The following is a 20144-nucleotide window of genomic DNA, read 5'->3' as shown; positions in this document are numbered from 1 at the left end:
CAGTGCGAATTTACCTTTTCCTTCATTAGCCTGACCAGCGGGGAAAATATGGATCAGCACATCATTATCTACATCTGCCTGGCGCTTGCCGGCCTTGGTGTGGGCTGGATACTGGCGCAAATGCGGGTCGGCCATCAGCTGGCCAGCTTTTCTACAGAACGTCGCCTGCTAAACGAGGGACAACAGCGTCAGCAGCTGCATATCGACCAGCTCCAGCAACAGGTGCAGCAGCGTGAACAGGAGCTGAGACAGCTTCATGGCGCGTTAAGCGGGGCTAATGAGCGCCTGCAACAGCTCGACTACTGGCGCAACGAGAGCGAACAACTCACCCGTGAACTTCGTAATCAGCTCGAAGTGAACAGCGCGCAGGAAGCAGAGCTGCGCGAGGTCACGATTCGTCTGGAAGAAACCCGCTTTGCAGCAGAAGAAAAACAGCGACTGCTGACAAACAGCGAGCAGCGACTCAGCGCGCAGTTTGAAAATCTGGCCAACCGTATTTTTGAAAACAGTGGACGTCGGGTTGATGAGCAGAATCGCCAAAGTCTTAACAGCCTGATAGGGCCGCTCCGGGAGCAGCTTGACGGGTTTCGCCGCCAGGTGAATGAAAGCTTCGGTGCCGAAGCCCGTGAGCGCCACACGCTCACTCACGAGATTCGTCAGCTGCAGCAGTTGAATGCCCAGATGGCTCAGGAGGCGCTTAACCTCACGAAGGCGCTTAAAGGCGACAATAAAATTCAGGGCAACTGGGGCGAAGTGGTACTGAGCCGGGTGCTGGAAGCTTCTGGGCTGCGTGAAGGCTATGAGTACGACATTCAGGTCAGCATGCAGAATGAACAGCAAAGCCGGATGCAGCCGGATGTGATTGTTCGCCTGCCACAGGGAAAAGATGTGGTTATCGACGCTAAAATGACGCTGGTGGCCTACGAGCGTTATTTTAATGCCGATGACGATGTGGAACGCGAGCAGGCTATTCAGGAACATGTCAGCGCCATGCGCGGGCACATTCGCCTGCTGGGCCGCAAAGATTATCAACAATTGCCCGGTTTACGCTCGCTGGATTATGTGTTGATGTTTATTCCTGTTGAGCCGGCCTTCCTGTTGGCTATCGATCGTCAGCCCGAACTCATCAGTGAAGCCCTACAGCAGAACATCATGCTGGTCAGCCCAACTACGCTGCTGGTGGCGCTGCGGACGATTAATAATCTCTGGCGCTATGAGCACCAGAGTCGTAATGCACAGCGCATTGCAGAGCGGGCCTCCAGACTGTATGACAAAATGCGGCTGTTTGTAGACGATATGAGCGGGATTGGTCACAGCCTTGATAAGGCGCAGAACAGCTATCGCGAGGCGATGAAGAAACTGGCAGAGGGGCGCGGCAACCTTATCGCCCAGGCTGAAGGTTTTCGCGATCTGGGTGTAGAAGTCAAACGCGCCATTAACCCGCACCTGGTTGAACAAGCCATGCCTGAGAATGAGCACGACAGTGAGCAAAATGACAAGGACAACGCAGACGAAAGTCATGAGCGGGTTCGGCACCTCCGCGAATAAGCAGGTCACCAGCGTGCCTGACCTCTATGACTCTGATACACTTCAGTGAGTATTGTTTGTGGAGCAGGTAAAACCGATGGCAGATGAATCACAGCAGGAAACTACCCATTTTGGCTTTCAGACGGTCGCCAAAAGCGAGAAAGCCGACAAAGTCGCGGACGTGTTTCACTCCGTAGCGGCAAAATATGACCTGATGAACGATTTAATGTCGTTTGGCGTCCATCGAGTCTGGAAGCGTTTTACCATTGACAGCAGCGGCGTGCGCCGTGGTCAGCGCGTGCTGGATCTGGCGGGTGGAACCGGCGATCTGACCGCGAAATTTTCGCGCCTGGTGGGTGAAACTGGTCAGGTTGTGCTGGCTGACATTAACAGCTCAATGCTGAAAATGGGCCGGGAAAAACTGCGTAATCTGGGCGTGGTAGGCAACGTCAGCTATGTGCAGGCCAACGCCGAAGCATTGCCGTTTCCTGATAACTATTTTGACTGCATCACTATTTCGTTCGGTCTGCGTAACGTGACTGAAAAAGAGAAGGCACTGGCCTCGATGTTCCGCGTGCTGAAGCCAGGTGGACGTTTACTGGTGCTGGAGTTCTCTAAACCTGTTATCGAACCCCTTAGCAAAGCTTACGATGCTTACTCGTTCCATATTTTGCCCCGTATTGGACAACTGGTCGCCCAGGACGCAGAAAGCTATCGCTACCTTGCTGAGTCAATTCGCATGCATCCCGATCAGGAAACCCTGAAAGCGATGATGAATGACGTGGGATTCGAAAACACGACCTATTCCAACATGACGGGTGGGATTGTGGCGCTGCATCGTGGGTTTAAATTTTAACCATTATGGCGATGACCTTAACACCTGTAATGACCGCCGGTATTGAAACGGCGTTAAACCGCATACTGTATCGCGATCGTAGCCTGAAAAGCGCACGTCAGCGCCTGGTCGGCAAGGTACTGATGCTGCGTTTAAGTGAGCTATCCTGGCCGCTGGTGCTGGTGTTCAGTGAACAGCAGCTTGACGTGCTCAGTGACTGGCAGGACAGCAGTGACTGCACGGTCATTACCCAGCTTAAGTCTCTGCCAAAGTTACGCGATCGCCAGCAGCTGACGACCTTGATTCGTAGCGGTGAGCTGCAGGTTGAAGGTGACTTGCAGGTGGTTCAGCAGTTTTCTGCGCTGATGGATTTGGCCGAGCTGGATCCCGCTGAATACCTTGCTCCCTGGAGCGGTGATATCGCCGCTCAGGGGATGAGCCAGGGCGCGCAGCGTGCATGGCGTTTTTTCAAAGCAGAAACGCAACGGCGTCAGGACTATCTTGGTCAGGCATTAACCGAAGAGTGGCGGGTTGCGCCGGGCGCCCTGGAATTTGCCTGGTTCTCTGAGGAGGTTAGCGCGATGGAACGTTCGCTTGAGGCGCTTGATGCGCGTCTGGCACAGCTGGAGGCGAAATGAGTTTTGGAGAGATCCGCCGGTTATATTTTATTATTAAGGTGTTTTTGACTTACGGCCTTGATGAACTGATTCCGCAGATGCGCCTGACTCTTCCGCTCAGGCTATGGCGGCGCTGCATTTTCTGGATCCCCAACCAGCACAAGCAAGAACTCCTTGGCGTGCGTTTGCGTATGGCGATGGAGCAGTTGGGCCCGGTCTGGATCAAGTTTGGTCAGATGCTGTCGACGCGCCGTGACCTGTTTCCCCCGGTGATTGCCGATGAGCTGGCTGTCCTGCAGGACCGCGTTGCCCCCTTTGATGGCGTTAAAGCGAAAGCGCAGATCGAAGCCTCAATGGGCGCACCGATTGAATCCTGGTTTGATGACTTCAATATCATTCCACTGGCCTCAGCCTCTATCGCTCAGGTACATACCGCAACCCTGAAATCCAATGGCAAGAACGTCGTTATTAAGGTAATCCGCCCGGATATCCTGCCGGTCATCAAAGCGGACATGAAACTCATCTACCGCATTGCCCGCTGGGTGCCACGATTACTGCCGGATGGCCGCCGTCTGCGCCCGGTTGAAGTGGTACGGGATTATGAGAAGACCCTGCTTGATGAATTAAACCTGTTGCGTGAAGCCGCCAATGCCATTCAGCTTCGCCGCAACTTTGAAAACAGCCGCATGCTGTATGTGCCAGAGGTCTATTCGGACTATTGCAGTGAATCCATGATGGTAATGGAGCGCATTTACGGCATTCCCATTTCTGATGTGGTGACGCTGGAGCAGCACGGCGTCAACATGAAGCTGTTAGCAGAACGCGGTGTGCAGGTATTCTTTACCCAGGTTTTCCGCGACAGCTTCTTTCATGCCGACATGCATCCGGGCAATATCTTTGTCAGTTACGATCATCCTGAAGATCCTCAGTATATCGGCATTGACTGCGGCATTGTCGGTTCGCTGAATAAAGAAGATAAGCGCTATCTGGCCGAGAACTTTATTGCCTTCTTCAATCGCGATTACCGCAAAGTGGCGGAACTGCATGTCGATTCGGGCTGGGTGCCTGCCGACACCAACGTTGAAGACTTCGAGTTCGCTATCCGTACCGTATGCGAGCCCATTTTTGAGAAACCGCTGGCAGAAATCTCGTTTGGGCATGTGCTGCTGAACCTGTTTAACACGGCGCGTCGCTTCAATATGGAAGTCCAGCCGCAGCTGGTGCTGTTGCAAAAAACCTTGCTTTACGTTGAAGGCATCGGTCGTCAGCTCTATCCACAACTGGACCTTTGGAAAACGGCAAAACCCTTCCTTGAGGACTGGATTAAGGATCAAATCGGGATTCCGGCGATTATCCGTGCGGTAAAGGAAAAAGCCCCTTACTGGGCAGAAAAACTGCCAGAACTGCCAGAATTGTTTTACGACAGTATGCGGCAGCATAAGCAATTACGCCTCAGCGTGGATAAACTCGCGAACGATTTAAGTGTCCAACGTTCACGTCAGCAGCAGGCGCGTTACCTGTTTGGCGTAGGCGCGACGCTGTTGATTAGCGGAACGGCGGTGCTCCTCAGCAGGCCTGAGTGGGACCTGTTTCCAGCGGCATTAATGGCGGCGGGCTTTGTCAGTTGGTTAATCGGCTGGCGTAAGACAAACTGATTGTCACCTGCGCCAGAAACGCGGTAATGTCGCTGATTCGGACCCGAATAAACACGGGTTTCGTGGTGCATGACCCCGCAGTTTTTAACAATAAAATCGAGGCTATCTCATGGGCGGTATTAGTATTTGGCAGTTGTTAATTATTGCCGTGATTGTGGTTCTTCTGTTCGGTACCAACAAATTACGTAATCTGGGTTCGGATTTGGGTTCTTCTATCCGTGGGTTTAAGAAAGCCATGAGCGACGAAGACGATAAAAAGGATCAACCGAAAGAGCAGGATGCTGATTTCCATGCCAAAACGCTGGCGGATAAACAGCCAACGTCGGCTCAGAAAGATGACGTCAAGAACGACAAGCAGGTGTAAGCCGTGTTCGATATTGGTTTTGGTGAATTGGTATTGGTGTTCGTGATCGGGCTGATCGTTCTTGGCCCGCAACGTCTGCCCCTTGCGGTAAAAACGGTCATGGGCTGGATCAGAGCGATCCGCTCGCTGGCCGCCAATGTCCAGAGTGAGCTGGCGCAAGAACTCAAGCTTCAGGAGCTGCAAGACAGCCTGAAAAAGGTGGAAGAAGCCGGCCGGGGCACGCTGTCCCCCGAGCTGAAGGAATCCATGGAAGAGCTGCGGAAAACGGCTGATTCAATGAAACGCTCGGTCAAGCAGAGCATTGATATTGAAAGAGACGAAGACGAAGCCAATACCATCCATTCTCCTCACCCTGCATCGACCACCGAAACGCTGCACCCCGTTACACCTGCCGCCAGCGAACATCAGGCGCAGGCACCTGTGCAGGCTCCGCTGGCGACGTCTGAACCTGCGGCTTCTCAACCGGCCGAGAGCCGCGTTGAGCCCTCCCCGGTTCAGCCGCGACCTGCCTCAGGGCATGCCAGTGCACCGGCACAGTCGCCCGCTCATGCCGATGCGCAAACCGCGGCTAAGCCCGTTAGCGCTGTGCCGTCGACAGGTTCAGTTTCTACTCCTTCTGCAAGTGATGAGCGATAATGGCCGTTGAAGATACCCAACCCCTGATCAGCCATTTGATTGAGCTGCGTAAGCGTCTGCTGAACTGTATTGTTGCCGTGTTAGTCATCTTTCTGGCGCTGATTTACTTTGCCAATGATATCTACCATGCGGTGGCGTCGCCGCTCATTAATCAGATGCCCGCGGGCGCCAGCATGATCGCCACGGATGTCGCGTCACCGTTTTTTACCCCGATCAAGCTGACCATGATCGTATCGGTATTCCTTGCCGTTCCGGTTATCCTCTACCAGGTCTGGGCCTTTGTCGCGCCAGCCCTCTATCGCCACGAACGCAAGTTGGTCATGCCGTTGCTGTTCTCCAGTACGTTGCTGTTTTACGTGGGCGTCGCTTTTGCTTACTTCATCGTCTTTCCGCTGGCCTTTGGTTTTTTCGCCAAGACCGCGCCCCAGGGCGTCACTATTGCAACGGACATTACCAACTATCTTGATTTCGTGATGACGCTGTTCATGGCCTTTGGCGTGGCATTTGAAGTGCCGGTCGCGATTGTGCTGCTCTGCTGGACGGGCATTACCAACCCCGATGATTTGAAAAAGAAACGCCCCTATATTCTGGTTGGCGCGTTCGTTGTTGGGATGCTGCTCACACCACCAGACGTTTTTTCCCAAACTTTGCTCGCTATTCCGATGTACTGCCTGTTTGAAGTCGGCGTATTCTTCTCACGTTACTATGTGGGAAAAGGCCGCCAGGCAGAGGATGAGGAACATAACGCCGATTCCTGATGTCTGATTGGGCACAACCCGCAAGGCGGGAGAGGAAAGTCAAAAACCGCCGCCAGGCGGTTTTTGTTTAGGGTGTTATTGATAAAGAGTGGAAAAAATATGTTTGATATCGGTGTAAACCTGACCAGCACGCAGTTCGCCTCCGATCGGGAAAAGGTGATCTCACGCGCGCGCGAAGCGGGCGTCACCGGCATGTTGATTACCGGCACCAACGCACTTGAAAGTCAGCAGGCGCAGAAACTGGCTGAGGCCCATCAGGATTATTGTTGGTCAACCGCTGGCGTGCATCCCCATCATGCCAGCGAATGGTCAGCGGACGTTGCTAACACGCTGCGCCGCCTGGCAGAGAAAAAAGACGTAGTGGCAATAGGTGAATGCGGCCTGGATTTTAATCGTAACCTGTCCGCTCACCAGCAGCAGGAGTATGCGTTTGACGCTCAGTTGGCACTGGCGGCAGAGCTTAATATGCCGGTGTTTCTTCACTGCCGGGAAGCCCACGAGCGCTTTGCGGCAGTTCTTGAACCCTGGCTGCCCAAATTGCCTGCTGCAGTGATTCACTGCTTTACCGGCACGCGCGAGGAGCTGACCGCTTGCCTGGACATGGGGCTGTCGGTAGGGATTACGGGCTGGGTATGCGATGAGCGTCGAGGTATCGCGTTGCGTGAGATGCTGCCACTGATTCCGGCAGAGCGGTTATTACTGGAAACGGATGCACCTTACCTTCTGCCGCGTGATATGCGTCCCCGTCCCACGTCGAGACGAAATGAACCCTGCTTCTTGCCGCATATCCTGCAGCAGGTCGCAAACTGGCGCGGGGAGAATGTCGAGATGCTGGCACGTCAGGTGGATCACAATGCGCGTAAGCTGTTTGGGCTGATTTAAGCTTTGCGGAACTGCCGGTTATCCACGCTGCGTACGACCTGCTTGTTGAGCAGATTCAGCAACAGAATTGAGCGTGCTTCGCCATCCGGTTCAGAGAATATCGCACGCAAGCCCTCGAACGTGCCTTCGGTGATGATCACTTCATCACCGTTTTGCGGCGTTTCGGGATCGAGCAACGTCTGGGGGACGTCGGTTTGCAAGGCATCAATCACCAGGGCGGGCACGGTTGCCGGTGTTGTACCAAAGCGCACAAAATGGCTGACGCCACGCGTACTGCTTATGGTCGTGGTATGAATGGCTTCCGGATCAAATTCGATAAACAGATAGTTTGGAAACAGCGGCTCACTCACGGTCGTCCGCTTACCGCGCACGATCTTCTCCATCGCGATCATTGGACTCAGGCATTTTACCTCTTGCCGCTCAAGATGCTCTTTCGCACGCAATAGCTGCCCACGTTTGCAATAGAGTAAATACCAGGATTCCATAACTGCTCCCAATGAATGGACGCTAAGAATAGCAAACCTCCAGCCAGAGTTATAGCGCATTGGGGCCTGTAACGCGGCGTTGCCTGGAAAATAAACTAAGATTGTTCTGAATGATCAGTGCCACCGCATAAAGTGAGTAAACGTGAGTCATTCGCAACCCACGGGGCAATAACGATCGCCGTACCCAGCCTGACCGTTGTAAGTTACAGGCCAGGTAAAAGATGGGGCGCATAAAGCTCAACACATCCCCACAATCAGCCCTATAATGGCCCATTCACTCTGGCCGGAAAGTTGAAGCCGCATGAAATATCAGGATTTAAGAGACTTTATTGCGCTGCTTGAACAGCGTGGTGAACTTAAGCGTATATCGCACGAGATCGACCCCGAACTGGAAATGACGGAAATTGCTGACCGCACCTTACGTGCAGGCGGCCCGGCATTATTGTTTGAGAACCCTAAGGGTTACGACATGCCCGTTCTGTGCAACCTGTTTGGCACGCCAAAGCGCGTGGCGATGGGTATGGGGCAGGAAGAGGTCAGCGCACTGCGAGAAGTGGGCGAACTGCTGGCCTTTCTCAAAGAACCCGAGCCGCCAAAAGGCTTCCGTGACCTGTTCAGCAAAATGCCGCAGTTTAAGCAGGTGCTGAATATGCCCACCAAAAGGTTGCGCAATGCACCCTGTCAGGAAGAGGTCTTCAGCGGCGATGAGGTCGATCTAACGCGGATTCCGGTCATGAAATGCTGGCCAGGCGATGCAGCACCCTTAATTACCTGGGGGCTCACGGTAACCCGCGGTCCGCATAAAGAGCGACAAAACCTGGGCATTTATCGCCAGCAGGTGATTGGTAAAAACCGTCTTATCATGCGCTGGCTTTCTCATCGCGGCGGGGCACTTGATTATCTGGAGTGGACGAAAGCCCATCCTGGCGAGCGTTTCCCGGTATCTGTTGCGCTGGGTGCCGATCCGGCGACAATTCTTGGCGCGGTGACCCCGGTACCGGACACGCTGTCAGAATATGCCTTTGCGGGCCTGCTGCGGGGGAATAAAACCGAAGTGGTCAAATGTATTTCCAACGATCTGGAAGTGCCTGCCAGCGCGGAAATCGTGCTGGAAGGCTACATTGAACCCGGCGATATGGCCCCGGAAGGCCCCTATGGCGACCATACGGGCTACTATAATGAAGTCGATAGCTTCCCGGTTTTTACCGTAACGCATATTACTCAGCGGCATCAGCCTATTTATCACTCGACCTACACCGGACGTCCGCCAGATGAGCCAGCTGTCCTTGGCGTGGCGTTAAATGAAGTGCTGGTGCCGATTCTGATTAAGCAGTTCCCGGAAATCGTCGACTTTTATTTACCACCCGAAGGATGCTCCTACCGGCTGGCGGTCGTCACGATTAAAAAACAGTATGCCGGTCATGCCAAGCGCGTAATGTTTGGCGTTTGGTCGTTTCTTAGACAGTTCATGTACACCAAATTTGTTATTGTGTGTGACGACGATGTTAATGCCCGTGACTGGAACGACGTCATCTGGGCAATTACTACGCGTATGGACCCGGCGCGCGATACCGTATTGGTAGAAAACACGCCAATCGATTATCTTGATTTTGCGTCACCGGTGTCAGGACTGGGTTCTAAAATGGGCCTGGATGCGACGAATAAATGGCCGGGCGAGACACAACGAGAGTGGGGCACGCCGATTGTTAAAGATCCGGCAGTCACTGCGCGTATCGACGCTATCTGGGATGACCTCGGTATTTTTAAACAGCCATCACAGCGTTGATGGCGCGCAATAACCATAAAGACGACCCGACAGAGGGAACGCATGACAACGTTAAGCTGTAAAGTAACTTCAGTTGAAGCGATTACCGACACGGTGTATCGCGTTCGCCTGATTCCGGAAGCGGAATTTAGCTTTCGTGCAGGACAGTATCTTATGGTAGTGATGGATGAGCGCGACAAGCGTCCGTTTTCTGTAGCCTCTACGCCAATGGAAACCGAAATCATTGAGCTGCATATCGGCGCGTCGGAGCTTAACCTGTATGCGATGGCCGTGATGGATCGCATCCAGCAAGACGGGCAAATCGTTGTTGATATTCCCCACGGCGACGCATGGTTGCGCGAAGAGAGTGACAAACCGTTAATTCTGATTGCGGGCGGCACGGGCTTTTCCTATGCGCGCTCCATCTTACTGACGGCGCTTGCTCAACAGCCTGATCGAGACATTGCGATTTACTGGGGCGGCCGTGAGCTGAAACACCTTTACGATATGGATGAACTGGACGCGCTGGCCATTAAGCATCCTAATCTCAAAGTGATTCCGGTAGTAGAACAGCCTGAAGCAGGCTGGCAGGGTCGTTCTGGCACCGTATTAACGGCCGTCATGCAGGACTTTACTACGCTGAGTGAGCATGAGATTTATATCGCCGGGCGCTTTGAAATGGCAAAAATTGCGCGCGATCGCTTCTGTTCTGAGCGTGGCGCAGTGGAATCACAGATGTATGGCGATGCCTTTGCCTTTATCTGATTTCATGCAGCAAGAAAAAACCCGCCCCTGACAGGCGGGTAAATCCCACAATAACGTCCCAACGTATCAAACGCGTTCGATAACGGTGGCGATGCCCTGACCCAGGCCAATACACATTGACGCCAGACCAAACTGCGCATCGCGGCGTTCCATAATATTCAGCAACGTCGTACTGATGCGTGCGCCTGAGCAGCCCAGCGGATGACCCAATGCGATGGCGCCGCCATTTAAGTTCACCTTGTCATCCAGTTTGTCTGACAGGCCCAAATCCTTAATGCAGGGCAGAACCTGCGCTGCAAAGGCTTCGTTGAGCTCGAAGATGTCAATGTCGTTCACGCTCAGCCCAGCGCGCTTCAACGCCAGCTTGCTGGCGGGCACCGGACCGTAGCCCATGATTGAGGGATCGCAGCCCACCACCGCCATACTTTTAATACGGGCGCGGGGTTTCAGCCCCAGCTCCCGTGCGCGGCTTTCACTCATAATCAGCATGGCGGCTGCCCCATCTGACAGGGCTGAGGATGTGCCTGCGGTCACCGTCCCGGTCACGGGATCAAATGCAGGTCGCAGTGCCGCAAGGCCTTCCAGGCTGGTATCTTCACGGATCACTTCATCAAAGTCATAGCGTTTCAGCACGCCGTCGGCGTCGTGGCCGTGTATCGCAACAATTTCATTTGCGAAATCGCCGCGCTGTGTCGCCTGCCAGGCGCGCTGATGGGAGCGCAAAGCGAATGCATCCTGCTGCTCGCGGCTAATGTGGTGCATGCGCGCCAGCATCTCTGCGGTTAATCCCATCATCCCTGCCGCTTTCGCAACGGTACGCCCTAAGCCGGGATGAAAATCAACGCCATGGTTCATGGGTACATGTCCCATGTGCTCCACACCACCGATCAAACAGGCATGTGCATCTCCCACCATAATGGCGCGTGCGGCATCGTGTAGGGCCTGCATTGAGGATCCACACAGACGGTTGACCGTTGTGGCGGGTACGACATGCGGGATTTCGGCCAGCAGCGCGGCGTTGCGGGCAATATTAAAGCCTTGCTCCAGCGTTTGCTGTACGCAGCCCCAGACGATGTCATCCAGGGTGGCAGCATTGACTGCCGGATGCCGACTTAGCAGTTCACGCATAACGTGCGCTGACAGGTCTTCTGCACGTACGTGACGAAAGGCACCGCCTTTCGAGCGGCCCATTGGCGTGCGCACTGCGTCAATAATGACTACATTTTCCATTTTTTATCACCTCAGGCGCTTCTGAACGCGGCTTCATCAATCGGTTTGACGGCGGGGTACCAGCTTTCATGTTGGCGCGCTTTTTCTGACAGCAGGGCAGGCAGCTCATACAGGCCGCCCAGAGCCGTATAGCGTTTCGCCTGATCCACGACATTACTGTTCCCCAGCGTGTCGAGATAACGGAAAGCCCCACCACGGAATGGCGGGAATCCCAGGCCGTACACCAGCGCCATGTCTGCCTCGGCAGGTGAAGCAATAATCTTCTCTTCCAGACAGCGGACAACTTCATTCAGCATTGGCAACATCATGCGGTTCAGGATTTCTTCATCACTGAAGATCCGCTTAGGCTGGCAGGCAGGTTCAAGCAGCGCATCGACCTCGGGATCAGAGACTTTTTTAGGTTTCCCTTTTTTGTCTTCTTCCCAACGCCAGAAGCCTTTACCGTTTTTCTGACCAAAGCGTTTTGCTTCAAACAGAATATCGATAGCATCGCGATAGTCCTTTTTCATACGCTGTGGGAAACCATCCGCCATCACGCTTTGCGCATGATGTGCGGTATCAATCCCTACGACATCCAGCAGCCAGGAAGGGCCCATCGGCCAGCCAAACTGTTTTTCCATCACTTTATCGATTTGGCGGAAATCCGCACCATCGCGCAACAACATGCCGAACGCGGCAAAGTAAGGGAACAGAACACGGTTTACGAAGAAGCCTGGGCAGTCATTCACCACGACAGGGGTTTTGCCCATCTTGCTGGCCCATGCCACGACTTTACCCAACGTCGCTTCACTGGTTTTCTCTCCGCGAACCACTTCTACCAGCGGCATACGGGGAACCGGATTAAAGAAGTGCATACCGCAAAAGTTTTCGGGACGCTGCAGTGCCTGCGCCAGCTGGCTGATGGGGATCGTAGAGGTATTCGAGGCCAGGATGGCATCACTGCGCATATGCTTTTCTGTTTCAGCCAGCACACTGGCTTTGATCTGTGGATTTTCGACCACGGCTTCGACCACGACATCGGCCTGATCAAATCCGGCATAATCCAGCGTGGGTTGAATGGTGGCAATGACGGCAGCCAGCCTATTCCCGTCTATCTTACCTCGCTCCAGCTGCTTGTTCAGAAGCTTACTGGCTTCGTTCATGCCCAGGGTCAGCGCCTGCGGATGAATATCCTTCATCTTGACCGGCACACCTTTCCACGCCGACTGATAGCTGATGCCGCCACCCATAATCCCGGCGCCCAGCACGGCAGCCTGCTTCGGCGCACCATTTTCGCTGCTGCGTTTTTTTGCCAGCCCTTTAATGTACTGATCGTTGAGGAAAATTCCGACGAGCGCGCGGGCCACATCCGATTGCGCCAACGGAACAAACGCCGCCGTTTCCAGTTTTAACGCATCGTCACGTCCTAATGCGGCTGCGGCCTCGATCGTCTTCACGGCGGTGAGCGGCGCAGGATAATGTTTTCCGGCCGTTTGCATGACCATGCCTTTAGCGATTGTAAAGCTCATTGCGGCCTCGACAGGGCTCAGCTTTAACGGGGCTAATTTAGGGGCGCGACGTGCCCGCCAACTGCCATCACTGGCTGCCGCTTTAAGCATCGTCAGCGCTGCATCGCGCAGTTTATCAGGGCTGACAACTGCATCGACCAGACCCAGCCTGAGCGCAGCCATACCATCAATATCTTTACCTGCCGCAATGATTTCCAGCGCGCTGTCAGCACCCAACAGGCGAGGCAGGCGAACGCTGCCGCCAAAACCCGGCATGATGCCCAGCTTGGTTTCAGGTAAGCCCAGGCGGGCGGTTGGCGTGGCAACCCGTAAGTCCGTCGCCAGAACACATTCACAGCCACCGCCCAGCGCGTAGCCATCGATCGCGGCGATGGTGGGAACGGGTAAATCTTCCAGACGATTAAAAATGCTGTTTGCGAACGTCAGCCACTGGCTCAGCTTTTCCGTTGGCGCGTCAAAAAGCGCAAGGAATTCGGTGATGTCAGCCCCAACGATAAAGGCGGGTTTAGCTGAGCTCAGAAGCACGCCGCGCAGATCGGCGTGTTGCTCCAGCACAGCAATCGCTTCGCCGAGGCTGGCAACGGTTTGTGTATCCAGCTTATTAACGGAGCCGGGGGCATCAAACACCAGCTCGACAATGCCGTCGTCCAACTGATTAAGAGTGAGGTTAGCGCCTTGGTAGAGCATGTACGTCTCCTGAAACCGCGAAAGGTGATCTGGTCATACCAGATGATCGTGAGTTTGGGAGCGATGTTAATTTTTTGCAAACAGCTCTTTGTTTATTTGCTAACAAGATCACAGCCTCCCTGAACCCGGCATCCGTATTTAGGCTGTGATAAACTGCGGCTTTTCCGGACACTGGAGAGGCGGCAATGGATTCATTAAAAAGCTTGTATCACGCGCATATTACGACCTTGCAACAACGTGCTCAGCAGGTATTGGCACGTCATAAACTGGATGCCATGCTGATCCATTCCGGCGAGTTGCTCACCGTGTTTCTGGACGATCATACTTATCCGTTTAAGGTTAACCCGCAATTTAAGGCATGGGTGCCCGTAACCCAGGTGCCAAACTGTTGGTTGTGGATTGACGGTGTGAACAAACCGAAGTTGTGGTTTTACTCTCCGGTGGACTACTGGCATAACGTTGAACCACTTCCGCACAGTTTCTGGACCGATGACGTTGAGATTATCGGCCTGGCAAACGCGAATGCCATCGGCGATCTTCTGCCAGCCCAGCGTGAAAACGTCGCCTACATTGGCCCGGTGATCGAACGTGCGGCGCAATTAGGGATTAAGGCGGGAAATATTAATCCAAAAGGCGTGATCGATTTCCTGCATTACCATCGCAGCATAAAAACCGATTACGAGCTCAGCTGTATGCGTCAGGCGCAAAAAATTGCCGTGGCCGGGCATCGTGCGGCGAAAGAGGCCTTTTCTGCCGGCCTGAGTGAATTTGATATCAATCAGGCTTACCTGACGGCAACCGGACATCGCGATACCGATGTGCCCTATGGCAATATTATCGCCCTGAATGAGCATGCCGCCGTGTTGCACTACACCAAACTGGACCATCAGCCACCGGCTAAGCGTTACAGTTTTTTGATTGATGCCGGAGCGGAATATCAAGGCTATGCCGCCGATCTGACGCGCAGTTATGCCGCACAAAGCGGCACGCTGTATGCCAAAATGGTTGAGGCGATGAATACGGAAGAGCTGGCGTTGATTGCTACGCTGAAAGCGGGCGTGCGCTACACCGATTATCATCTGCAAATGCATCAACGTATTGCGAAATTGCTGACGAAGTTTGATTTGGTCCACGGGATAAGCGAAGAGGCGCTGGTAGCCGAGGATTTGACCGGCCCCTTTATGCCACACGGTTTAGGCCATCCGCTGGGCTTGCAGGTCCACGATGTCGCGGGCTTTATGCAGGATGAAACCGGTACGCACCTGGCCGCGCCAGAGCAATATCCTTATCTGCGCTGCACCCGGGTTATCCAGCCTGGGATGGTGTTAACCATTGAGCCAGGCTTCTATATTATTGATTCACTGCTGGCCCCGCTGCGAGAAGGCAAATTCAGCGCGCATTTTAACTGGCAGGCACTGGATGCGCTTAAGCCTTATGGCGGTATCCGCATTGAGGACAACGTGATTATCCATGCGAACCGCGTCGAAAACATGACGCGCGACCTGCATCTTGCCTGATGGAGGCGTTTGATATTCCTGCGCAGGCGCTCAGCGTCAGCGAGGAGACGATCAAAAAAAGCCGGTTTATTACGCTGCTGGCTCACACCTGTGGCGTGGACGCGGCGCGGGCTTTTGTCCAGCAGGTCAAGCAGGATCACCCGACGGCCCGGCATCATTGCTGGGCCTGGGTAGCGGGTGCGCCCAACGACTCACAGCAGTTGGGCTTTTCCGATGATGGTGAGCCTTCCGGGACGGCAGGTAAACCCATGCTCGCGCAGTTAATGGGTGCCGATATCGGAGAAATTACGGCAGTGGTCGTGCGCTACTACGGCGGCATTATGTTGGGGACGGGGGGCCTGGTTAAGGCTTATGGCGGCGGTGTCCAACAAGGGTTGAAACAGCTTGAGCGCCAGCGAAAAGTTCCGGTAAAACTGTTCACGTTACAGTGCGATTACGCCCAGTTGAGCGATATTGAGCGCCTGGTGCAGCGCTTTGAAGGGAGCATTTCTGAAAGTCAGTATCTTGACCGTATCACTATGACGCTGGCTTTGCCTTATGGACATATTGATGGATTTAAGCAAAACCTGTCAGACTTCAGCCGGGGTGCGTTAACGCTTCTTCCGCTTACACCATGATGTTCTTCTCTTTAATTAAAGGAACGGCTTAATGCACTTTCGCGCCATTACCCGCATTGTCGGTCTGCTGGTGATCCTCTTCTCGGTAACGATGATTTTACCCGGCCTCGTTGCGCTGATTTATCGGGATGGCGCGGGCCGCGCCTTCAGCCAGACGTTTATGATGGCCCTGGTGATTGGTTCGTTATTGTGGTGGCCAAACCGCAAGAAGAAAACGGAACTCAAGCCGCGCGAAGGGTTTCTGATAGTCGTATTGTTCTGGACCGTGCTGGGCAGCGTCGGTGCCATGCCCTTTATCTTTGCTGAACAGCCGCACCTGTCCGTTACGGATGCCTTTTTTGAATCCTTTTCCGGATTAACTACCACGGGCGCGACCACGCTGGTGGGGCTGGACTCCTTGCCTAAAGCCATTTTGTTCTATCGCCAGATGCTGCAGTGGCTTGGCGGCATGGGGATCATTGTGCTGGCCGTGGCTATCCTGCCGATTCTGGGCGTCGGTGGCATGCAGTTGTATCGTGCTGAAATGCCTGGCCCATTGAAAGACAACAAAATGCGCCCGCGCATTGCGGAAACGGCCAAGACGCTCTGGCTCATCTATGTGTTACTGACGATTGCCTGCGCGCTGGCCCTGTGGTTTGCCGGGATGCCTGCCTTTGATGCAATCGGCCACAGTTTTTCCACTATCGCCATTGGCGGTTTTTCAACGCATGATGCCAGTATCGGCTATTTCCAGAGTGGAACGATCAACACCATCGTGGCGGTGTTCCTGCTGATCTCCGGTTGTAACTACGGCCTACACTTCTCATTACTGAGTAACCGCAATCTGCGAGCCTACTGGCGCGATCCCGAGTTCCGGATGTTTATCGGGGTGCAGCTGACGCTGGTGCTGATTTGCACCATCGTCTTGTGGCTCCACAATGTGTATGACAGTGGCTGGCAAACGCTGAACCAGGCCTTTTTCCAGGTGGTATCAATGGCAACCACTGCGGGATTCACCACGGACAGTATTGCGCGCTGGCCGCTGTTTCTACCGGTGTTGCTGTTGTGTTCTGCATTTATTGGCGGCTGTGCGGGTTCTACCGGCGGCGGTTTAAAAGTGATTCGTATTCTGCTGCTGTGCAAACAGGGTAACCGTGAGCTTAAGCGGCTTGTCCATCCCAATGCGGTTTACACCATCAAACTGGGCAATCGTGCGCTGCCGGAACGCATCCTCGAAGCCGTATGGGGATTCTTTTCGGCATACGCGTTGGTGTTCCTGATCAGCATGCTGGCCATTATTGCCACCGGCGTTGATGATTTCTCAGCGTTTGCTGCGGTTGCGGCAACGTTAAACAATCTTGGCCCGGGCCTGGGCGTAGTTGCCGATAACTTCACCTCAATGAACGATGTAGCTAAGTGGATTTTGATTTCTACTATGCTGTTTGGTCGCCTTGAGGTTTTCACGTTGCTGGTGTTATTCACGCCGACCTTCTGGCGGGAATAACGAATAAGGATGAACATAATGAAAGCGTTAATTCTCTTTTCCACCCGCGATGGTCAGACGCAAAAAATAGCCTCGGCTATTGCTGATGAGATTAAGGGCCAGCAATCTTGCGATGTCATCAATATCCAGGATGCAAAGACACTCGACTGGCAGCAGTACGATCGGGTGTTGATTGGTGCTTCAATCCGCTATGGTCATTTCCAGCCTGTCGTAAACGAATTTGTTAAGCACAACCTGCCTGCACTGCAGCAGCGCGTAAGCGGCTTTTTCTCCGTTAACCTGACGGCGCGCAAGCCTGAGAAGCGCTCGCCGGAAACGAATGCTTATACCGTCAAGTTTTTAGCACAGTCGCCCTGGCAGCCTGATTGCTGCGCCGTCTTTGCTGGCGCACTCTATTATCCGCGCTATCGTTGGTTTGACCGGGTCATGATTCAATTCATTATGCGGATGACTGGCGGTGAAACGGATGCATCTAAAGAAGTGGAATACACGGACTGGCAACAGGTGCAGCGTTTTGCCAGGGATTTTGCACAGTTACCAGGCAAATCGTACTGAAATAACGCGATTTGGCGAAATTTGAGACGAACAGTAATCTTTTTGCAATTAACCCTTGTCAGGCCGCGCGAACTCCCTATAATGCGCCTCCATCGACACGGCACAACGGCTTACGGAATGCGGTGTTGAGAGGTTCAGGCAACTGAACCGCCGGAGAAAAACTTCTGAAAAAGAGGTTGACTCTGAAGGAGGAAAGCGTAATATACGCCACCTCGCGACAGGCGGTTAACCCGCTGTTCGCACTGCTCTTTAACAATTTATCAGACAATCTGTGTGGGCACTCGCAGGATTGATATCAGCGTCTCCGGACGTAAAAAATATCAAAGCCTCACGAGTGAACACATAATGAAATTCATTATGACGTTTTACAGATGAGCACCGCTGGACTTGTTTCAGCAAATCAAACTTTAAATTGAAGAGTTTGATCATGGCTCAGATTGAACGCTGGCGGCAGGCCTAACACATGCAAGTCGGACGGTAGCACAGAGAGCTTGCTCTCGGGTGACGAGTGGCGGACGGGTGAGTAATGTCTGGGGATCTGCCCGATAGAGGGGGATAACCACTGGAAACGGTGGCTAATACCGCATAACGTCGCAAGACCAAAGAGGGGGACCTTCGGGCCTCTCACTATCGGATGAACCCAGATGGGATTAGCTAGTAGGCGGGGTAACGGCCCACCTAGGCGACGATCCCTAGCTGGTCTGAGAGGATGACCAGCCACACTGGAACTGAGACACGGTCCAGACTCCTACGGGAGGCAGCAGTGGGGAATATTGCACAATGGGCGCAAGCCTGATGCAGCCATGCCGCGTGTATGAAGAAGGCCTTCGGGTTGTAAAGTACTTTCAGCGGGGAGGAAGGCGATGTGGTTAATAACCGCATTGATTGACGTTACCCGCAGAAGAAGCACCGGCTAACTCCGTGCCAGCAGCCGCGGTAATACGGAGGGTGCAAGCGTTAATCGGAATTACTGGGCGTAAAGCGCACGCAGGCGGTCTGTTAAGTCAGATGTGAAATCCCCGGGCTTAACCTGGGAACTGCATTTGAAACTGGCAGGCTTGAGTCTCGTAGAGGGGGGTAGAATTCCAGGTGTAGCGGTGAAATGCGTAGAGATCTGGAGGAATACCGGTGGCGAAGGCGGCCCCCTGGACGAAGACTGACGCTCAGGTGCGAAAGCGTGGGGAGCAAACAGGATTAGATACCCTGGTAGTCCACGCCGTAAACGATGTCGACTTGGAGGTTGTTCCCTTGAGGAGTGGCTTCCGGAGCTAACGCGTTAAGTCGACCGCCTGGGGAGTACGGCCGCAAGGTTAAAACTCAAATGAATTGACGGGGGCCCGCACAAGCGGTGGAGCATGTGGTTTAATTCGATGCAACGCGAAGAACCTTACCTACTCTTGACATCCACGGAATTTGGCAGAGATGCCTTAGTGCCCTCGGGAACCGTGAGACAGGTGCTGCATGGCTGTCGTCAGCTCGTGTTGTGAAATGTTGGGTTAAGTCCCGCAACGAGCGCAACCCTTATCCTTTGTTGCCAGCGATTCGGTCGGGAACTCAAAGGAGACTGCCGGTGATAAACCGGAGGAAGGTGGGGATGACGTCAAGTCATCATGGCCCTTACGAGTAGGGCTACACACGTGCTACAATGGCGCATACAAAGAGAAGCGACCTCGCGAGAGCAAGCGGACCTCATAAAGTGCGTCGTAGTCCGGATCGGAGTCTGCAACTCGACTCCGTGAAGTCGGAATCGCTAGTAATCGTGGATCAGAATGCCACGGTGAATACGTTCCCGGGCCTTGTACACACCGCCCGTCACACCATGGGAGTGGGTTGCAAAAGAAGTAGGTAGCTTAACCTTCGGGAGGGCGCTTACCACTTTGTGATTCATGACTGGGGTGAAGTCGTAACAAGGTAACCGTAGGGGAACCTGCGGTTGGATCACCTCCTTACCTGAAGATACTTTCCCGCGAAGTGCTCACACAGATTGTCTGATAGAAAGATAAAGAAGCAAGACGGCTGCGAAGTCGAGACACGTCAGTGTCCCCTTCGTCTAGCGGTTAGGACTCCGCCCTTTCACGGCGGCAACAGGGGTTCGAATCCCCTAGGGGACGCCACTTGCTTGGTGACAGGTGAAAGGTGTCTCCACGAAGTATCTCAAAACTGGCCTCAGGGTCACGTTTGAGATATTTGCTCTTTAACAATCCGGAACAAGCTGAAAATTTGAAACGACACAGCGTCGCATTCTTCCGTAATAAAGA

At 53.7% G+C, this 20144-nt stretch carries 17 protein-coding genes, 1 tRNA gene and 1 rRNA gene; 16 read left to right on the top strand and 3 right to left on the bottom strand.

Annotation, left to right across the window (positions count from 1 at the left end):
• The first annotated feature begins 48 nt into the window (after positions 1-48).
• From rmuC to tatD, 8 genes are all read left to right on the top strand, one after another.
• On the top strand, positions 49-1548 hold the full coding sequence (gene rmuC, locus AAIE03_RS17160; protein WP_014595025.1) for a DNA recombination protein RmuC: 1500 nt from the start codon (positions 49-51) through the stop codon (positions 1546-1548).
• 76 nt (positions 1549-1624) lie between these two features.
• Positions 1625-2383, top strand: coding sequence for a bifunctional demethylmenaquinone methyltransferase/2-methoxy-6-polyprenyl-1,4-benzoquinol methylase UbiE (ubiE, locus tag AAIE03_RS17155; protein WP_014595026.1), 759 nt, complete (start codon positions 1625-1627; stop codon positions 2381-2383).
• Positions 2384-2394: 11 nt separating this feature from the next.
• Positions 2395-3000 (top strand): ubiquinone biosynthesis protein UbiJ, encoded by a 606-nt coding sequence (gene ubiJ / locus AAIE03_RS17150; protein ID WP_498563097.1) that lies wholly within the window; start codon positions 2395-2397, stop codon positions 2998-3000.
• Positions 2997-4634, top strand: a complete 1638-nt coding sequence (gene ubiB / locus AAIE03_RS17145; protein ID WP_013024097.1) for a ubiquinone biosynthesis regulatory protein kinase UbiB — start codon at positions 2997-2999, stop codon at positions 4632-4634. The genes ubiJ and ubiB overlap by 4 nt, the downstream gene beginning before the upstream one ends.
• A gap of 109 nt (positions 4635-4743) precedes the next feature.
• A complete protein-coding gene (gene tatA / locus AAIE03_RS17140; protein ID WP_013024098.1) occupies positions 4744-4998 on the top strand; it encodes a Sec-independent protein translocase subunit TatA in 255 nt (84 codons plus the stop codon).
• A 3-nt stretch (positions 4999-5001) separates the two neighbouring features.
• A complete protein-coding gene (tatB, locus tag AAIE03_RS17135) occupies positions 5002-5634 on the top strand; it encodes a Sec-independent protein translocase protein TatB (RefSeq protein WP_498563096.1) in 633 nt (210 codons plus the stop codon).
• Complete coding sequence (gene tatC / locus AAIE03_RS17130; RefSeq protein ID WP_013024100.1) at positions 5634-6392, top strand: Sec-independent protein translocase subunit TatC; 759 nt, start codon at positions 5634-5636, stop codon at positions 6390-6392. The genes tatB and tatC overlap by 1 nt, the downstream gene beginning before the upstream one ends.
• A gap of 99 nt (positions 6393-6491) precedes the next feature.
• On the top strand, positions 6492-7274 hold the full coding sequence (gene tatD / locus AAIE03_RS17125; protein WP_029570850.1) for a 3'-5' ssDNA/RNA exonuclease TatD: 783 nt from the start codon (positions 6492-6494) through the stop codon (positions 7272-7274).
• On the opposite strand, the gene rfaH is transcribed toward tatD, so the two are convergent.
• Positions 7271-7759, bottom strand: coding sequence for a transcription/translation regulatory transformer protein RfaH (rfaH, locus tag AAIE03_RS17120; protein WP_014606974.1), 489 nt, complete (start codon positions 7757-7759; stop codon positions 7271-7273). The two genes, tatD and rfaH, sit on opposite strands and share 4 nt — an antisense overlap.
• A 301-nt stretch (positions 7760-8060) precedes the next feature.
• On the opposite strand from rfaH, the gene ubiD reads away from it, so the two are divergent.
• Together ubiD and fre are read left to right on the top strand one after the other, a co-directional pair.
• Positions 8061-9545: a 4-hydroxy-3-polyprenylbenzoate decarboxylase gene (ubiD, locus tag AAIE03_RS17115; protein WP_013024103.1), complete on the top strand. Its 1485-nt coding sequence runs from the start codon at positions 8061-8063 to the stop codon at positions 9543-9545.
• Between the two features lie 42 nt (positions 9546-9587).
• Positions 9588-10289, top strand: coding sequence for an NAD(P)H-flavin reductase (fre, locus tag AAIE03_RS17110; protein ID WP_014595029.1), 702 nt, complete (start codon positions 9588-9590; stop codon positions 10287-10289).
• A gap of 66 nt (positions 10290-10355) precedes the next feature.
• Here the strand turns inward: fre and fadA are convergent, their stop codons facing one another.
• Positions 10356-11519, bottom strand: coding sequence for an acetyl-CoA C-acyltransferase FadA (gene fadA, locus AAIE03_RS17105; protein WP_015701290.1), 1164 nt, complete (start codon positions 11517-11519; stop codon positions 10356-10358).
• An 11-nt stretch (positions 11520-11530) separates the two neighbouring features.
• Positions 11531-13714 carry a fatty acid oxidation complex subunit alpha FadB gene (fadB, locus tag AAIE03_RS17100; protein WP_014595031.1) on the bottom strand — a complete coding sequence of 728 codons (2184 nt, stop codon included), beginning with the start codon at positions 13712-13714 and terminating at the stop codon, positions 11531-11533.
• A gap of 185 nt (positions 13715-13899) precedes the next feature.
• On the opposite strand from fadB, the gene pepQ reads away from it, so the two are divergent.
• From pepQ to AAIE03_RS17070, 6 genes are all read left to right on the top strand, one after another.
• The gene (pepQ, locus tag AAIE03_RS17095; protein WP_013024107.1) at positions 13900-15231 is read left to right on the top strand and encodes a Xaa-Pro dipeptidase; all 1332 of its coding nucleotides are present in this window, start codon (positions 13900-13902) and stop codon (positions 15229-15231) included.
• Complete coding sequence (locus AAIE03_RS17090; RefSeq protein ID WP_013024108.1) at positions 15231-15848, top strand: IMPACT family protein; 618 nt, start codon at positions 15231-15233, stop codon at positions 15846-15848. The genes pepQ and AAIE03_RS17090 overlap by 1 nt, the downstream gene beginning before the upstream one ends.
• A 31-nt stretch (positions 15849-15879) precedes the next feature.
• Positions 15880-17331: a Trk system potassium transporter TrkH gene (trkH, locus tag AAIE03_RS17085; protein ID WP_013024109.1), complete on the top strand. Its 1452-nt coding sequence runs from the start codon at positions 15880-15882 to the stop codon at positions 17329-17331.
• Positions 17332-17349: 18 nt separating this feature from the next.
• Entirely contained in the window at positions 17350-17886 is a 537-nt protein-coding gene (gene hemG, locus AAIE03_RS17080; RefSeq protein ID WP_015701289.1) for a menaquinone-dependent protoporphyrinogen IX dehydrogenase, read from the top strand.
• 409 nt (positions 17887-18295) lie between these two features.
• A 16S ribosomal RNA gene (locus AAIE03_RS17075) occupies positions 18296-19835 on the top strand.
• 90 nt (positions 19836-19925) lie between these two features.
• Positions 19926-20000: transfer RNA gene (locus AAIE03_RS17070), tRNA-Glu, on the top strand.
• The last annotated feature ends 144 nt before the right edge of the window (positions 20001-20144 follow it).

It is taken from the genome of Pantoea sp. Ae19-2, from assembly GCF_059801205.1.
This window is presented reverse-complemented; position numbering and strand designations above follow the sequence as displayed.

Bases quoted from the DNA above. Each gene is read 5' to 3' on its own strand.
- ubiE (WP_014595026.1), top strand. From the start codon at position 1,625: ATGGCAGATGAATCACAGCAGGAAACTACCCATTTTGGCTTTCAGACG.
- fadB (WP_014595031.1), bottom strand. From the start codon at position 13,714: ATGCTCTACCAAGGCGCTAACCTCACTCTTAATCAGTTGGACGACGGC.
- pepQ (WP_013024107.1), top strand. From the start codon at position 13,900: ATGGATTCATTAAAAAGCTTGTATCACGCGCATATTACGACCTTGCAA.
- hemG (WP_015701289.1), top strand. From the start codon at position 17,350: ATGAAAGCGTTAATTCTCTTTTCCACCCGCGATGGTCAGACGCAAAAA.
- rmuC (WP_014595025.1), top strand. From the start codon at position 49: ATGGATCAGCACATCATTATCTACATCTGCCTGGCGCTTGCCGGCCTT.
- tatD (WP_029570850.1), top strand. From the start codon at position 6,492: ATGTTTGATATCGGTGTAAACCTGACCAGCACGCAGTTCGCCTCCGAT.
- AAIE03_RS17090 (WP_013024108.1), top strand. From the start codon at position 15,231: ATGGAGGCGTTTGATATTCCTGCGCAGGCGCTCAGCGTCAGCGAGGAG.
- tatC (WP_013024100.1), top strand. From the start codon at position 5,634: ATGGCCGTTGAAGATACCCAACCCCTGATCAGCCATTTGATTGAGCTG.
- ubiD (WP_013024103.1), top strand. From the start codon at position 8,061: ATGAAATATCAGGATTTAAGAGACTTTATTGCGCTGCTTGAACAGCGT.
- fadA (WP_015701290.1), bottom strand. From the start codon at position 11,519: ATGGAAAATGTAGTCATTATTGACGCAGTGCGCACGCCAATGGGCCGC.
- fre (WP_014595029.1), top strand. From the start codon at position 9,588: ATGACAACGTTAAGCTGTAAAGTAACTTCAGTTGAAGCGATTACCGAC.
- ubiB (WP_013024097.1), top strand. From the start codon at position 2,997: ATGAGTTTTGGAGAGATCCGCCGGTTATATTTTATTATTAAGGTGTTT.
- rfaH (WP_014606974.1), bottom strand. From the start codon at position 7,759: ATGGAATCCTGGTATTTACTCTATTGCAAACGTGGGCAGCTATTGCGT.
- tatA (WP_013024098.1), top strand. From the start codon at position 4,744: ATGGGCGGTATTAGTATTTGGCAGTTGTTAATTATTGCCGTGATTGTG.
- trkH (WP_013024109.1), top strand. From the start codon at position 15,880: ATGCACTTTCGCGCCATTACCCGCATTGTCGGTCTGCTGGTGATCCTC.
- ubiJ (WP_498563097.1), top strand. From the start codon at position 2,395: ATGACCTTAACACCTGTAATGACCGCCGGTATTGAAACGGCGTTAAAC.